Source organism: Methylophilus sp. (assembly GCF_052437885.1).
Taxonomy (GTDB): domain Bacteria; phylum Pseudomonadota; class Gammaproteobacteria; order Burkholderiales; family Methylophilaceae; genus Methylophilus.
Window position 1 is genome coordinate 1 of record NZ_JBQVPB010000022.1, and the last position, 15,867, is coordinate 15,867.

Genomic DNA, 15,867 nt, shown 5'->3' on the forward strand with positions numbered 1-15,867 from the left:
GATCTACGTGTTGGGTAAAGATGAAGGTGGTCGTCATACGCCATTCTTCAACGGCTACCGTCCACAGTTCTACTTCCGTACTACTGACGTGACTGGTGCAGTTGAATTGCCAGCAGGTACCGAAATGGTGATGCCAGGTGATAACGTATCTATCTCAGTAGCGCTGATTGCGCCTATCGCGATGGAAGACGGCTTGCGCTTCGCTATCCGTGAAGGTGGTCGTACCGTTGGTGCTGGCGTTGTAGCCAAGATCATCGAATAATTGATTTGATCGTGTAAAAACCTGCACTACAACCCGTGCAGGTTTTACGTTTAAGAGTACAGGCCAATAGCTCAATTGGTAGAGTATCGGTCTCCAAAACCGAGGGTTGGGGGTTCGAGACCCTCTTGGCCTGCCAAACACCCGATTAGCTGATTTCCAGCGATCCAAGGTGTGAAAAACATAAAGTTAAGGTTATGATCGATAAAATCAAACTGGCTTTGTCCCTGTTGTTGCTAGCTTTGGGGATTGCCGGTTTTTATCTTTTTGAAGATAAAGCAATGGTTGTTAGAATACTTGCCGTTTTGGCAGGTATTGTCGCGTCTGTCGCGGTAGCATGGACTGCTCCGCAAGGTAAACAGGCGCTGAGCTTTTTTAATGAGTCCGTTGCGGAAGCAAAACGTGTTGTCTGGCCAACGCGTCAGGAAACCATACAGACCACACTGGCAGTGATTGTGCTGGTTGTGATCATGGCTGCGTTCCTGGCGTTGGTGGATATCAGTTTCGCCTACATGGTGCAATGGATTATGGGTCGAGGTGCTTAATGTCAATGCGTTGGTATGCAGTTCAAGCTTTCTCCGGCATGGAAAAATCCGTGAAAGCCGGTTTGGAAGAACGTATTATCAGACTCAACCTGCAAGATCAGTTTGGTGACATCCTGGTGCCGGTAGAAGAAGTGGTCGAGATGAAGGGTGGTCAGAAGACCATTTCCGAGCGTCGCCTGTATCCTGGCTATGTCCTGGTGCAGATGGAGATGACTGATGAGAGCTGGCATCTGGTTAAAAGTACACCACGTGTGACTTCATTTATCGGTGGTACCGCACAGCGTCCTACCCCGATTAAAGACAAAGAAGTAGAGATTATTCTGCGTCGCATGGATGACAGCAAGTCTAACCCAACGCAGAAGATGACCTTCGAAAAAGGCGAGAGCGTGCGCGTGATCGACGGCCCTTTCAAAGATTTCTCAGGCAGTGTCGAAGAGATCAATTACGACAAGAACAAAGTACGCGTTTCTGTAGTGATCTTTGGTCGTGCGACACCGGTAGAGCTCGACTTTGCACAAGTCGAAAAAGAAGTTTAAGTCACAAAAGCTTAAGTAGTAGTTTTTTCAACGGGGAGCTCGCAAGAGCGCTAGTACCCATTTAAGGAGTCAAAAATGGCAAAGAAAGTCATTGGCTACATCAAGCTGCAGATCCCTGCAGGTAAAGCCAACCCAAGCCCACCAGTTGGTCCAGCACTTGGTCAACGTGGTTTGAACATCATGGAATTCTGTAAAGCGTTTAACGCCGCCACACAAGGCGTTGAGCCAGGCCTGCCAGTACCAGTAGTGATTACTGCGTTTGCTGACAAGAGCTTCACCTTTATCATGAAAACCCCGCCAGCAACGGTGCTGATCAAAAAAGCAGCCAAGCTGGAAAAAGGTTCACCACGTCCGCACACTGACAAAGTAGGCAAGATCACACGTGCGCAAGCTGAAGAGATCGCTAAGACAAAACAACCTGACCTGACTGCTGCAGATCTGGATGCTGCTGTACGTACCATCGCTGGTAGTGCACGTAGTATGGGTATTGAAGTGGAGGGTGTATAACATGGGTAAAAGAATTGATGCGTTGCGCGCGAAGATCGACCGCAACAAGCTGTATCCGGCAACTGATGCACTGAACCTGGTTAAAGAAGGCGCAGCTGCAAAATTTAACGAATCTGTTGATGCAGTAGTGAACCTGGGCATAGACCCACGTAAATCTGATCAACTGGTACGTGGCGCGATCGTGTTGCCTAACGGTACTGGTAAATCAGTACGCGTAGCCGTATTTGCACAAGGTGCACAAGCTGAAGCTGCTAAAGCGGCTGGTGCTGAAATCGTTGGTTTTGAAGACCTGGCCGAGCAAGTTAAAGGCGGCATGCTGGACTTTGACGTAGCGATCGCTACGCCTGATGCGATGCGTATCGTTGGTGCTCTGGGTCAAGTTCTGGGTCCACGTGGTTTGATGCCTAACCCAAAAGTGGGTACCGTGACACCTGACGCAGCCACTGCAGTTAAAAACGCTAAAGCTGGTCAAGTACAATACCGTACTGACAAAGGCGGTATCGTTCACTGCACTATCGGCCGTGCTTCTTTCACGGTTGAGCAATTGCAAGGCAACCTGGCTGCTTTACTTGAAGCATTGAACAAAGCCAAGCCAACAAGCTCAAAAGGCGTATACCTGAAAAAATTGTCCGTTTCCAGCACCATGGGTCCTGGCGTACGTATCGATCAGGCGACTGTTGCAGCTTAAGTATTGAATACTGGTCTCGCTAGAGACCAGGCAAGAACTTTGGGCTTGAGTCAGGCGGTTTTATCAGCCTGGCTCAAGAGCATCAAAGACCGTTGGTGTGTTTCACTTAATTGAAAAACATGTTGTGTATGGGCGAGAGATCCTCTGTACACAGGTGTTTGAAACCAGCGCAGATGGCGATCCCCGACACAGGATATTTCCATGCCCTGAACAAGGACGCCGTGAGTGGCCCGATGCAAGTCGGGCTTTCATTAACGGAAGGAGAACAGACCTTGAGTCTTAATCTTACAGAGAAAAAAGAAGTCGTTGCAGAGGTAAGCGCCCAAGTGGCGAATGCACAGTCAATCATTCTTGCTGAGTATCGTGGTATCGGCGTTGCCAATATGACGAAACTACGTGCTGAAGCACGTGAAGCAGGTGTGTTTCTGCGTGTATTAAAAAATACCCTGGTTCGTCGTGCAGTAGAAGGTACGCCTTTTGCAGTATTGGCTGACGACATGGTTGGTCCACTGGTGTACGGTATTTCTACTGACCCGGTGGCGGCTGCTAAAGTATTGAACACTTTTGCTAAAAGCAATGATCAGTTCAAGCTGGTTGCAGGCGCGATGCCTAATGAGCGTTTAGACGCTGCTGGTGTGCAAGCACTGGCTACTACATTGAGCCGCGATGAGTTGCTGTCCAAACTGGCTGGCATGCTCAACGAAATCCCGACCAAGTTTGCTCGTGCCGTTGCAGCAGTACGCGACGAAAAAGAAAAGCAAGCCGCTTAATTTTTAATCAAATTTATTTTAGGAAATTATTATCATGGCAATTTCAAATGCTGATATTTTGGATGCAATCGGTAGCAAGACCGTTTTAGAGCTGACCGAATTCATTAAAGAAATCGAAGAGAAGTTTGGCGTTTCTGCTGCTGCTGTTGCAGTTGCTGGTGGCGCTGCTGCTGGTGCTGCTGCACCTGCTGCTGCTGAGCAAACTGAGTTCAACGTGATCTTGAACAGCGCTGGCGACAACAAAGTTAGCGTGATTAAAGCTGTGCGTGAATTGACTGGTCTGGGCTTGAAAGAAGCTAAAGACGTAGTTGACGGCGCACCTAAAGCAGTTAAAGAAGGCGTAAGCAAAGCTGACGCTGAAGCTGCTGTTAAGAAATTGATCGAAGCTGGCGCGACTGCTGAATTGAAATAATTCATCTTTGTGCTACTGGCAGGGCTGACGGGCAACCGTCGGCCTTCGCCGTTTCTGGCGTTGCAGATTATTCATAAGCTGGAATTGTCAGTGCAGATGTTGTAAAAGTAGTGTTGTGGCCACATATTATCTTATCTAAGTGGCTGTTTTTAATGCGAAGTTAGATGTCAAAACATTGCTGTGGATGAAAAGTGTTTTGTCTTCTACCCTCAAAATCTCAGGAGACGCTATGAGCTATTCCTTTACCGAAAAGAAACGCATCCGCAAAAGCTTTGCCAAGCGCGACAGTGTTCAAGAGGTTCCTTATCTGCTGGCTATGCAGCTGGAATCCTACAAATCATTCCTGCAAGAAAATGTCGCAGTAGACCAACGTAAAGACCAAGGTCTGGAATCGACTTTCCGTTCCATTTTCCCTATCGTGAGCCATTCCGAGAATGCCCGTCTGGATTATGTCAGCTACCAGTTAGGTGCAGAGCCGTTTGACGTCAAAGAATGTCAACAACGTGGCCTGACCTATGCTGTGCCTTTGCGCGTAAAAGTGCGCCTGACCATCATGGACCGTGAAGCTTCCAAGCCTACGGTGAAAGAAGTGAAAGAACAAGAAGTGTACATGGGTGAATTGCCGCTCATGACCGAGAATGGTTCTTTTGTGATCAACGGTACTGAGCGCGTGATCGTGTCCCAGTTGCACCGTAGCCCGGGCGTGTTCTTTGAGCATGACCGTGGTAAGACCCACAGCTCCGGCAAGTTGCTGTTCTCGGCACGTATCATTCCTTACCGTGGCTCATGGTTAGACTTTGAGTTCGACCCTAAAGATTACCTGTATTTCCGCGTTGACCGCAGACGCAAGATGCCAGTGACTATCTTGCTGAAAGCACTCGGCTATAACCCGGAACAGATCCTGTCGACATTCCACGATACTGACACTTTCCACATCGGCCCTAAAGGCCTGGAATTCGAGTTGGTGGCCGATCGCCTGCGTGGCGAAGTGGCAAAATTCGATATTGCCGACAAAGACGGCACCGTGCTGGTCGCTAAAGACAAGCGCGTGACGGTTAAACACATCCGCGACATCGAAAAAGCCGGTATCAAAGCCATGGCTGTGCCTACCGACTTTATCATGGGCCGTGCAGTGGCAAGAAATATCATCGATACTGACAGTGGCGAGCTGATTGCCAATGCCAACGATGAGATCACGCCGGCACTGCTGGAAAAATTAGTCGCTGCCAAGATCAACGAAGTCGATACTATTTACACCAATGACCTGGATCACGGTGACTTTATCTCGCAAACATTGCGCAGCGATGAGATCCCTGACCAGTACAGCGCACGCGTTGCGATTTACCGCATGATGCGTCCTGGTGAGCCACCGACCGAAGATGCGGTACAAGCCTTGTTCAACGGCCTGTTCTTCTCTGAAGACCGCTATGACTTGTCAGTGGTTGGCCGCATGAAGTTCAACCGTCGTGCTTACCCGACCAAGCTGGAAGACCGTTCTGCAGCCTGGATACGCCGTTTTTACGAAAACGTCGGTGCTCAGGGTGATACCGGTGCCAATGTGCTGTCTAACGAAGACATCCTGGCTGTGATCGGCGTATTGATCGAGTTGCGCAATGGTCGCGGCGAGATCGATGATATCGATCACCTGGGTAACCGTAGGATCCGTTCAGTCGGTGAATTGGCTGAGAACCAGTTCCGTGCCGGTCTGGTACGTGTAGAGCGTGCAGTGAAAGAGCGTTTGTCACAAGCTGAATCAGAAAACCTGATGCCGCATGACCTGATCAACGCCAAACCAGTTTCCAGCGCGATCCGCGAGTTCTTTGGCTCCAGCCAGCTGTCACAGTTTATGGACCAGACCAACCCATTGTCCGAGATCACGCACAAGCGTCGTATCTCAGCCCTGGGACCAGGCGGTCTGACCCGCGAACGTGCCGGTTTTGAGGTGCGTGACGTACATACCACCCACTACGGCCGTGTATGTCCTATCGAGACGCCAGAAGGTCCAAACATTGGTTTGATCAACTCTTTGGCTCTGTATGCGCGCACCAACGACTATGGTTTCCTCGAGACACCATACCGTTTGGTTGAAGGCAACAAGGTCAGTGCCCAGATCAACTTCTTGTCTGCGATCGAAGAGAGCCAGTATGTGATTGCCCAGGCAAACACCGAAGTGGCGAAAGATGGCAGCTTTAAAGAAGACCTGATCTCTGCGCGTTTCCACAATGAATTCACCATGACACAGCCGGACCGCGTGCAGTACATGGACGTGGCGCCAGGACAGATCGTGTCAGTGGCGGCTTCATTGATTCCTTTCCTGGAACACGATGACGCGAACCGCGCATTGATGGGTGCCAACATGCAACGTCAGGCTGTGCCTTGTCTGCGTGCTGAAAAAGCCGTAGTCGGTACTGGTATCGAGCGTACCGTAGCGGTTGACTCGGGTACTGTGGTTACTGCCCGTCGTGGTGGTATCGTTGATTACGTTGATTCAGGCCGTATTGTGATCCGTGTACACGATGCTGAAGCGCAAGCAGATGAAGTCGGTGTCGATATCTACAATCTGACCAAATACACCCGTTCTAACCAGAACACCAACATCAACCAGCGTCCGTTGGTTAAAGTGGGTGATGTCATCACTCGCGGTGACGTGGTTGCCGATGGTGCTTCTACCGATATGGGCGAGTTGGCTCTGGGTCAGAACATGCTGGTAGGCTTTATGCCGTGGAACGGTTATAACTACGAAGACTCGATCCTGATCTCCGAGCGCGTGGTGGCTGATGACCGTTACACTTCTATTCATATCGAAGAGCTGTCAGTGGTTGCCCGTGATACCAAACTGGGACCTGAAGAGATCACCCGTGATATTTCCAACCTGTCCGAGCGTATGCTGGGCCGTCTGGATGACTCAGGTATCATCTACATCGGTGCCGAAGTTGAAGCCGGTGACGTACTGGTCGGTAAAGTGACACCAAAAGGTGAAACGACTTTAACACCTGAAGAAAAACTGCTGCGTGCGATCTTCGGTGAAAAAGCTTCTGACGTGAAAGATACTTCCCTGCGCGTGCCTTCTGGTATGACAGGTACAGTGATAGACGTGCAAGTGTTCACGCGTGAAGGTATAGACCGTGATACCCGTGCCCAGCAGATCATTGATGACCAGCTGTCACACTACAAAAAAGATCTGGGCGACCAGATGCGTATTGTTGAAGATGACGCGTTTGGCCGTATCAGCCGTTTGCTGACAGGTAAAGCTGCCACTGGTGGCCCTAACAAGCTGAAAAAAGGTGACAACGTCACTGCTGAATACCTGGAAACCGTAGGCCGTTATGACTGGTTTGATATTCGTCTGAATGACGAAGATGCTGCCCGTCAACTGGAGCAGTTGAAAGACAGCCTGAGCCAGGCACGCGTCGAGTTCGACAACAAGTTTGAAGAGAAGAAGCGTAAACTGACCCAGGGTGACGAATTGCCACCTGGCGTGCAGAAAATGGTCAAAGTGTATCTGGCGGTGAAACGTCGTATCCAGCCTGGTGACAAAATGGCGGGTCGTCACGGTAACAAGGGTGTGATCTCCAAGATCTGCCCAGTTGAAGATATGCCGCACATGGCTGATGGTACGCCACTGGACATCGTGCTGAACCCGTTGGGCGTTCCTTCACGGATGAACATCGGCCAGATTCTGGAAACGCATCTGGGCTGGGCTGCCAAAGGTCTGGGCAAACGCCTGGGTGATATGTTGCAAGCCGAAGCCAAAGTGGTTGAAATCCGTGGCTTCCTGGACAAGATCTACAACAGCAGCACCGGCAAAAAAGAAGACATTGCCGGCCTGACAGATGTTGAAGTGATAGACCTGGCGACCAACCTGAAACACGGTGTGCCATTTGCGACCCCGGTATTTGACGGCGCTGCTGAATCCGATATCAAAGCCATGCTGGACCTGGCTTTCCCGGATGATGATGAACATACCAAGAAACTGCAGTTCCACGCAGGTAAGACACAGGTCAAGCTGTTTGATGGCCGTACCGGCGATGCTTTCGAGCGTCCGGTGACAGTGGGTTACATGCATGTGCTGAAACTGCATCACTTGGTTGATGACAAGATGCACGCACGTTCTACCGGTCCTTACAGTCTGGTGACACAGCAACCACTGGGCGGTAAAGCGCAGTTCGGTGGCCAGCGTTTCGGTGAGATGGAGGTTTGGGCACTGGAAGCTTATGGTGCGTCATACACCTTGCAAGAGATGTTGACTGTGAAATCGGATGACGTGAATGGTCGTACCAAAGTGTACGAAAACATCGTCAAGGGTGAGCACAAAATTGATGCGGGTATGCCTGAATCATTCAATGTGTTAGTGAAAGAAATCCGTTCACTGGCTATTGATATCGATTTAGACCGTAATTAATCCCGCCATTAAGGAGAGTCTCTATGAAAGCGTTATTAGATTTATTTAAACAGGTTACGCAAGAAGAAGAGTTCGACGCAATCAAGATTGCGCTGGCTTCACCTGAAAAAATCCGCTCATGGTCTTATGGCGAAGTGAAAAAGCCAGAAACCATCAACTACCGTACCTTCAAACCCGAGCGGGACGGTTTGTTCTGCTCCAAGATCTTTGGCCCTATCAAAGATTACGAATGCTTGTGCGGTAAATACAAACGTCTGAAGCACCGTGGCGTGATCTGCGAGAAGTGTGGCGTTGAAGTCACCCTGAGCAAAGTGCGTCGCGAGCGTATGGGCCACATCGAGCTGGCTTCACCAGTCGCGCATATCTGGTTCCTGAAATCCTTGCCTAGCCGCTTGGGTATGGTGCTGGATATCGCCTTGCGTGACATCGAGCGTGTACTGTACTTTGAAGCATTTATCGTCATCGACCCAGGCATGACCCCACTGACACGTGGCCAGTTGCTGACTGAAGATGACTATATCGCCAAGGTCGAAGAGTACGGTGACGAATTCAACGCCGTGATGGGTGCTGAAGCGATCCGCGAGTTGTTGCGCACTATGGACATCAACCGTGAAATCGAGACCTTGCGCAGCGAGTTGTCTGCCACTGGTTCAGAAGCCAAGATCAAAAAGATCGCCAAGCGCCTGAAAGTGCTGGAAGCATTCCAGAAGTCTGGCATCAAGCCAGAGTGGATGATTTTGGAGATCCTGCCGGTATTGCCGCCAGAACTGCGTCCTTTAGTACCATTGGATGGTGGCCGTTTCGCTACCTCTGACCTGAACGATCTGTACCGCCGCGTGATCAACCGTAACAACCGTTTGAAGCGTTTGTTAGAGTTGAAAGCACCGGAAATCATCGTGCGTAACGAAAAACGTATGCTGCAGGAAGCGGTGGATTCACTGCTGGATAACGGTAGACGCGGTAAAGTGATGACAGGCGCTAACAAGCGTCCGCTGAAATCACTGGCTGACATGATCAAAGGTAAGGGCGGTCGTTTCCGTCAGAACTTGCTGGGTAAACGTGTGGACTACTCTGGTCGTTCCGTGATCGTGGTTGGCCCGCAATTGAAACTGCATCAGTGCGGCCTGCCTAAGAAAATGGCGCTGGAACTGTTCAAGCCTTTCATCTTCCACAAGCTGGAAGTATTAGGTCTGGCAACCACCATCAAGGCAGCGAAGAAGAAGGTTGAAGAGGAAGGACCAGAAGTCTGGGATATCCTGGAAGACGTGATCCGCGAGCATCCGGTATTGCTGAACCGTGCGCCTACACTGCACCGCTTGGGTATCCAGGCGTTTGAGCCAGTGTTGATCGAAGGTAAAGCGATCCAGTTGCACCCGCTGGTGTGTTCAGCCTTTAACGCCGACTTTGACGGTGACCAGATGGCGGTACACGTACCATTGAGCCTGGAAGCACAGATGGAAGCCCGCACCTTGATGCTGGCATCCAACAACGTGCTGTCTCCAGCCAACGGCGAACCTATCATTGTGCCGTCACAGGATATCGTATTGGGTCTGTACTACATGACCCGCGAAAAAGTGGCTGCACGCGGCGAAGGCATGATCTTCAGTGACATCAAGGAAGTACAGCGTGTGTACGACCAGGGCCTGATCGATCTGCATGCCAGAGTGACTGTGCGTATCAAGGAGTTCGAGCTGGATGTCGCCGGTGAAAAAACCGAGAAAATCAATCGCTACAACACCACTGTTGGTCGTGCATTGCTGTCTGAGATCCTGCCACCTGGCTTGCCATACAGCTACATTGACAAGGCTCTGAAGAAAAAAGAGATTTCACGTCTGATCAACGCCAGCTTCCGTAAAGTAGGCATACGCGAGACAGTGATCTTTGCTGACAAACTGATGTATACCGGTTACTCCTACGCGACTAAAGCAGGTATCTCTATCAGCATCAACGATATGTTGGTGCCACCAGAGAAAGAGCAATTAATCGCTGCAGCCGATGCTGAAGTGAAAGAGATCGAAGACCAGTATGTCTCCGGTCTGGTGACACAAGGCGAGCGCTACAACAAGGTGGTCGATATCTGGGGTCGTGCCGGTGACAAAGTGGCTGACGCCATGATGAAACAGCTGCGCGAAGAAGATGTAAAAGATACTGACGGCAATACCGTGCTTAAAGATGGCAAACCAGTGCGTCAGGAATCGTTTAACGCGATCTACATGATGGCCGACTCCGGCGCCCGTGGTTCTGCGGCGCAGGTACGTCAGCTGGCTGGTATGCGTGGCCTGATGGCGAAACCGGATGGTTCTATCATTGAAACGCCGATCAAGGCGAACTTCCGTGATGGCCTGAACGTGTTGCAGTACTTTATTTCTACCCACGGTGCGCGTAAAGGTCTGGCCGATACGGCGCTGAAAACGGCCAACTCAGGTTACCTGACCCGTAGGCTGGTAGATGTGACACAGGATCTGGTTGTAACGCAGTTAGATTGCGGAACAGTTGAAGGTCTGGTCACTAAAGCCTTGGTAAAAGGTGGTGAAGTAGTCGAGCCATTGCATGACCGTATCCTGGGCCGTACTGCGGCACTTGATGTTCTGCATCCTGAAACTCAGGAAGTCATCTATTCAGCGGGTACATTGTTGGGTGAAGATGAAGTAGAAAAAATCGATGCCCTGGGTATTGATGAAGTCAAAGTGCGTACTGCACTGACTTGCGATACGCGTTATGGTATTTGTGCCAAGTGTTATGGTCGTGACCTGGGTCGCGGCAAGTTGATCAGTATGGGTGAAGCTGTTGGCGTGATTGCGGCGCAATCTATCGGTGAACCAGGCACCCAGTTGACCATGCGTACTTTCCACATCGGTGGTGCGGTATCGCGTGCGGCTTCTGTGTCTCAGGTTGAGAGTAAGTCTAACGGTGTGGCTGGCTTTACCTCCACCATGCGCTATGTGACTAACTCTCGTAACGAACAGATCGTGATCTCGCGTAATGGCGAAGTGGTGATCTCTGAAGAAAATGGCCGTGAGCGTGAGCGTCATAAAGTGCCTTACGGTGCGACACTGACCATCACCGATGGTAAAACAGTGAAAGCCGGCCAGGCATTAGCAACATGGGATCCACATACCCGTCCTATCATTACCGAGTACGCTGGCCATGTGAAATTCGAGAACGTTGAAGAAGGCGTGACCGTAGCCAAACAAGTAGATGAAGTGACCGGTTTGTCATCACTGGTGGTGATCGATCCTAAGCAGCGTGCTGGCCAGTCCAAAGGCCTGCGTCCACAAGTAAAACTGCTGGATGCCAACGGTGTGGAAGTGAAAGTCGCTGGTACTGATACGCCAGTGAACGTGACCTTCCAGCTGGGTTGTATCATTACGGTGAAAGATGGTCAGGAAGTTGGCGTGGGTGAAGTGCTGGCACGTATCCCGCAAGAATCTTCCAAAACCCGTGATATTACCGGTGGTCTGCCACGTGTGGCTGAACTGTTCGAAGCGCGTTCACCAAAAGATGCCGGCATGCTGGCTGAGGTGACGGGTACTGTTTCGTTCGGTAAAGACACCAAAGGCAAGCAGCGTCTGGTGATCACCGATCTGGATGGTATCACCAGCGAGTTCCTGATCGCCAAGGACAAGCACGTGACTGCACATGATGGTCAAGTGGTGACTAAGGGTGAGTCTATTGTTGACGGCCCGGCTGACCCGCAAGACATTCTGCGTCTGCAAGGCCGCGAGGCACTGGCGCGCTACATCATAGATGAAGTGCAAGACGTGTATCGCTTGCAAGGCGTGAAGATCAATGACAAACACATTGAAGTGATCGTGCGCCAGATGTTGCGTCGTGTACGTGTGACCGATGCCGGCGACACAGGCTTCATTACTGGTGAACAAGTTGAACGTGCTGATCTGTTGACAGAAAACGAACGCGTAGTGGCTGAAGACAAGCGTCCGTCTACTTTCGAGTACGTGTTGCTGGGTATCACCAAAGCTTCGCTGTCTACCGACTCGTTCATCTCGGCGGCTTCCTTCCAGGAAACCACCCGTGTACTGACCGAAGCGGCTATTTTGGGCAAACGCGACGATCTGCGTGGCCTGAAAGAAAACGTGATCGTGGGTCGCTTGATTCCAGCCGGTACCGGCCTGGCTTATCACGAGTCACGCAAGCGTGCAGCGGTGGCGTCACTGACACCAAACGTAGCAGAACCTTCACAAGCCATGCTGGCTGCTGAAGCAATGTTTGCACCAGAAGTCGTAGTAGAAGAGACTGCAGCAGACGACAACACGGCCGAGTAATTCGATCACTGTTGTCCCTGTTTTCAAGGGGTGTCTCGCATGAATAATGCTTGACACCCCTTGACTCATTTACTAAAATGCTGGGTTTCTCAGAATGGCCTTATTGTCTCAATAAGGCATTATTGTTGATATGCCACCAAACCTGAGTCTTCCTGCTCAAATTGGTGGTTCTTAAAAAAGGTGAAGAGGTTAAGGCAATGCCAACCATTAATCAGTTAGTCCGTAAACCACGCGTTAAAGTGGTTACAAAGAGCAAGGTTCCAGCTTTGGAAGCTTGCCCACAGAAGCGTGGTGTGTGTACCCGTGTATACACAACAACTCCAAAAAAACCAAACTCTGCGTTACGTAAAGTTGCCAAGGTGCGTTTGACCAATGGCTACGAAGTAATTAGCTACATCGGCGGTGAAGGTCATAACCTGCAAGAGCACAGCGTGGTATTACTGCGCGGTGGTCGTGTAAAAGACTTGCCAGGTGTGCGTTACCACATGGTGCGCGGTAGTCTGGATACTGCTGGTGTTAAAGACCGTAAGCAGTCACGTTCCAAATACGGTGCCAAGCGCCCTAAAGAAGCCAAAGCTTAATTTATTAAGCGTTTGCAAAAGGTTTTTCCATTTTTTATAGCGGCTGAAATGCCTTGCGAGTGTAAGTGCTAGCAAAAATTTAAATGAAAAGAGAATAGTTATGCCAAGACGTAGAGAAGTCCCCAAACGTATTATCTTGCCGGATCCAAAATTTGGTAGCCAGGAAGTGTCCAAATTTGTAAATGTGCTGATGACAGGTGGTAAAAAATCTGTTGCCGAGCGCATCATTTACGGTGCCTTTGATCAGGTGGCCAGCAAGAGCGGTAAGGACCCGCTGGAATTATTCACCACAGCGTTGAATAATCTGCGTCCTGTCGTTGAAGTGAAGAGCCGCCGTGTTGGTGGTGCAAACTACCAGGTGCCTGTAGAAGTGCGCCCAAGCCGCCGTAGCGCGCTGGCTATGCGTTGGTTGCGTGATGCAGCCCGCAAGCGGGGCGAGAAGTCTATGGGCCTGCGTTTGGCCGCTGAGCTGCTCGAAGCTTCAGAAGGCCGTGGTTCAGCAATGAAAAAACGTGAAGAAGTTCACCGTATGGCAGAAGCTAACAAAGCATTCTCACACTTCCGTTTTTAATTAAACGACCTCGTTCTTTAATAATTAGTTGAATTGATAGCAAAGGTAAACTATCGTGGCACGCAAAACCCCTATTGAACGCTACCGGAATATTGGTATTTCTGCGCACATTGATGCAGGTAAAACAACCACTACAGAACGTATTCTGTTCTACACCGGTGTGAACCATAAAATTGGTGAGGTGCACGATGGTGCAGCCACCATGGACTGGATGGAGCAAGAGCAGGAGCGTGGTATCACCATTACTTCTGCAGCGACGACCTGTTTCTGGAAAGGTATGGACCTTTCCTTGCCTGAGCATCGATTCAACATTATTGATACCCCGGGACACGTGGACTTTACCATTGAGGTAGAGCGCTCCATGCGTGTGCTGGATGGTGCCTGTATGGTGTACTGTGCAGTTGGTGGCGTGCAGCCACAATCTGAGACTGTATGGCGTCAGGCCAACAAGTACAAAGTGCCACGTCTGGCCTTTGTTAACAAAATGGACCGTTCCGGTGCCGACTTCTTCAAAGTCGTAGATCAAATGAAAACCCGCCTGCGCGCCAACCCGGTGCCAGTGGTGATCCCTATTGGCCGCGAAGATACTTTCGCTGGTGTGGTTGACCTGCTGAAAATGAAAGCCATCATCTGGGATGAGGCTTCTCAAGGCATGAAATTCACTTATGGTGACATTCCTGCTGATCTGGTTGAGACTGCTAACAAATGGCGCGAGCAAATGGTTGAGTCAGCTGCTGAAGCCAGCGAAGACTTGATGAACAAATACCTGGAAAGCGGCGAGCTGGAAGAGAAAGACATCGTTCTGGGTCTGCGCACACGTACCATCGCTGGTGAAATCCAGCCGATGCTGTGTGGTTCAGCGTTTAAAAACAAAGGCGTGCAGCGTATGCTGGATGCGGTTGTTGATTTCCTGCCATCACCGATCGATATTGATGATGTGACTGGTGAAGATGACTACGGCAAGCCTGCCAGCCGTAAAGCTGACGACAAAGAAGGTTTCTCTGCTCTGGCATTTAAATTGATGACGGATCCGTTCGTTGGTCAATTGACGTTTATCCGCGTTTACTCTGGCGTGCTGAACAAGGGCGATACCGTTCTTAACTCTATCAAGAATAAAAAAGAGCGTATCGGCCGTATCGTGCAGATGCATGCCAACAACCGTGAAGAGGTTGAAGAGGTTCTGGCTGGCGACATCGCCGCCTGTATCGGCCTGAAAGACGTAACTACTGGTGAATCATTGTGTTCTCCAGACAAGCCTATCATTCTTGAGCGCATGATTTTCCCTGAGCCAGTGATTCACGTGGCCGTGGAACCAAAAACCAAGAGTGACCAGGAAAAAATGGGTCTGGCGCTGGGTCGTCTGGCACAGGAAGATCCTTCATTCCGCGTGCGTTCAGATGAAGAATCTGGCCAAACGATTATTTCCGGTATGGGTGAGTTGCACCTGGAGATCCTGGTAGACCGTATGCGTCGTGAATTCAACGTTGAAGCTAACGTGGGTGCACCACAAGTGGCGTACCGTGAAGCGATCCGCAAATCAGTCGAAGTCGAAGGCAAGTTCGTTAAGCAATCCGGTGGTAAAGGTCAATACGGTCACGTATGGCTCAAAATGGAACCTAACGAAGCTGGTAAAGGCTTTGAGTTCGTTGACCAGATCAAGGGTGGTACCGTGCCGCGTGAATTTATTCCTGCGGTTGAAAAAGGCTTGCGTGAAACCATTCCTGCCGGTGTGTTGGCTGGTTTCCCGGTAGTTGACGTGAAAGTCACCTTGTTTGATGGTTCATACCATGACGTTGACTCTAACGAAAACGCATTTAAAATGGCGGCTTCTATCGGCTTTAAAGATGGTATGCGTAAAGCAGACCCGGTATTGCTTGAGCCTATGATGGCGGTTGAAGTTGAAACACCTGAAGATTACATGGGTGACGTAATGGGTGACTTGTCTTCACGTCGCGGCATCATCCAGGGTATGGATGACATGCCTGGTGGCGGCAAAGCGATTAAAGCTGAAGTGCCATTGTCTGAGATGTTTGGTTACTCCACTGTGGTACGTTCCTTGTCACAAGGTCGTGCAACTTACAGCATGGAATTCAAGCACTACTCTGACGCACCGAAAAACGTTGCTGAAGCAATCATCAACAAAAAATAATTGATTTACTACAGATTTAATTAAAAGGAAAACATCATGGCAAAAGGCAAATTTGAACGTACCAAGCCACACGTGAACGTTGGTACGATTGGTCACGTTGACCACGGTAAGACAACACTGACAGCGGCGATCACCACTGTATTGACTAAGAAATTTGGTGGTGA

The 15,867-nt window shown here is 50.2% G+C and carries 12 protein-coding genes, 1 tRNA gene and 1 pseudogene; all 14 read left to right on the top strand.

Going from position 1 to position 15,867, the window contains the following annotated elements; translation table 11 throughout:
• Window positions 1-262, top strand: a pseudogene (gene tuf / locus ACT6RZ_RS14735) (elongation factor Tu); the annotation flags it as partial.
• Window positions 263-322: 60 nt separating this feature from the next.
• Window positions 323-398, top strand: a tRNA-Trp gene (locus tag ACT6RZ_RS14740).
• Between the two features lie 58 nt (window positions 399-456).
• Complete coding sequence (secE, locus tag ACT6RZ_RS14745; RefSeq protein ID WP_379035197.1) at window positions 457-804, top strand: preprotein translocase subunit SecE; 348 nt, start codon at window positions 457-459, stop codon at window positions 802-804.
• Entirely contained in the window at window positions 804-1,340 is a 537-nt protein-coding gene (nusG, locus tag ACT6RZ_RS14750; RefSeq protein WP_444702840.1) for a transcription termination/antitermination protein NusG, read from the top strand. Before secE ends, nusG begins: the two co-directional genes overlap by 1 nt.
• A gap of 75 nt (window positions 1,341-1,415) precedes the next feature.
• A complete protein-coding gene (rplK, locus tag ACT6RZ_RS14755; protein WP_379057022.1) occupies window positions 1,416-1,847 on the top strand; it encodes a 50S ribosomal protein L11 in 432 nt (143 codons plus the stop codon).
• Window position 1,848: 1 nt separating this feature from the next.
• Window positions 1,849-2,535, top strand: coding sequence for a 50S ribosomal protein L1 (gene rplA, locus ACT6RZ_RS14760; RefSeq protein ID WP_444702841.1), 687 nt, complete (start codon window positions 1,849-1,851; stop codon window positions 2,533-2,535).
• A gap of 272 nt (window positions 2,536-2,807) precedes the next feature.
• Entirely contained in the window at window positions 2,808-3,305 is a 498-nt protein-coding gene (gene rplJ / locus ACT6RZ_RS14765; protein ID WP_444702846.1) for a 50S ribosomal protein L10, read from the top strand.
• 34 nt (window positions 3,306-3,339) lie between these two features.
• Window positions 3,340-3,717 carry a 50S ribosomal protein L7/L12 gene (gene rplL / locus ACT6RZ_RS14770; protein WP_444702842.1) on the top strand — a complete coding sequence of 126 codons (378 nt, stop codon included), beginning with the start codon at window positions 3,340-3,342 and terminating at the stop codon, window positions 3,715-3,717.
• Window positions 3,718-3,946: 229 nt separating this feature from the next.
• Window positions 3,947-8,119, top strand: a complete 4,173-nt coding sequence (rpoB, locus tag ACT6RZ_RS14775) for a DNA-directed RNA polymerase subunit beta (RefSeq protein ID WP_444702843.1) — start codon at window positions 3,947-3,949, stop codon at window positions 8,117-8,119.
• 23 nt (window positions 8,120-8,142) lie between these two features.
• The gene (rpoC, locus tag ACT6RZ_RS14780; protein ID WP_444702844.1) at window positions 8,143-12,402 is read left to right on the top strand and encodes a DNA-directed RNA polymerase subunit beta'; all 4,260 of its coding nucleotides are present in this window, start codon (window positions 8,143-8,145) and stop codon (window positions 12,400-12,402) included.
• Between the two features lie 197 nt (window positions 12,403-12,599).
• The gene (gene rpsL / locus ACT6RZ_RS14785; protein WP_018987692.1) at window positions 12,600-12,983 is read left to right on the top strand and encodes a 30S ribosomal protein S12; all 384 of its coding nucleotides are present in this window, start codon (window positions 12,600-12,602) and stop codon (window positions 12,981-12,983) included.
• 100 nt (window positions 12,984-13,083) lie between these two features.
• The gene (gene rpsG, locus ACT6RZ_RS14790) at window positions 13,084-13,554 is read left to right on the top strand and encodes a 30S ribosomal protein S7 (protein WP_444702845.1); all 471 of its coding nucleotides are present in this window, start codon (window positions 13,084-13,086) and stop codon (window positions 13,552-13,554) included.
• Window positions 13,555-13,609: 55 nt separating this feature from the next.
• Entirely contained in the window at window positions 13,610-15,703 is a 2,094-nt protein-coding gene (gene fusA / locus ACT6RZ_RS14795) for an elongation factor G (protein ID WP_442584716.1), read from the top strand.
• A 36-nt stretch (window positions 15,704-15,739) separates the two neighbouring features.
• A partial coding sequence (locus tag ACT6RZ_RS14800) for a GTP-binding protein (protein WP_254874736.1) occupies window positions 15,740-15,867 on the top strand: 128 nt, incomplete at its 3' end.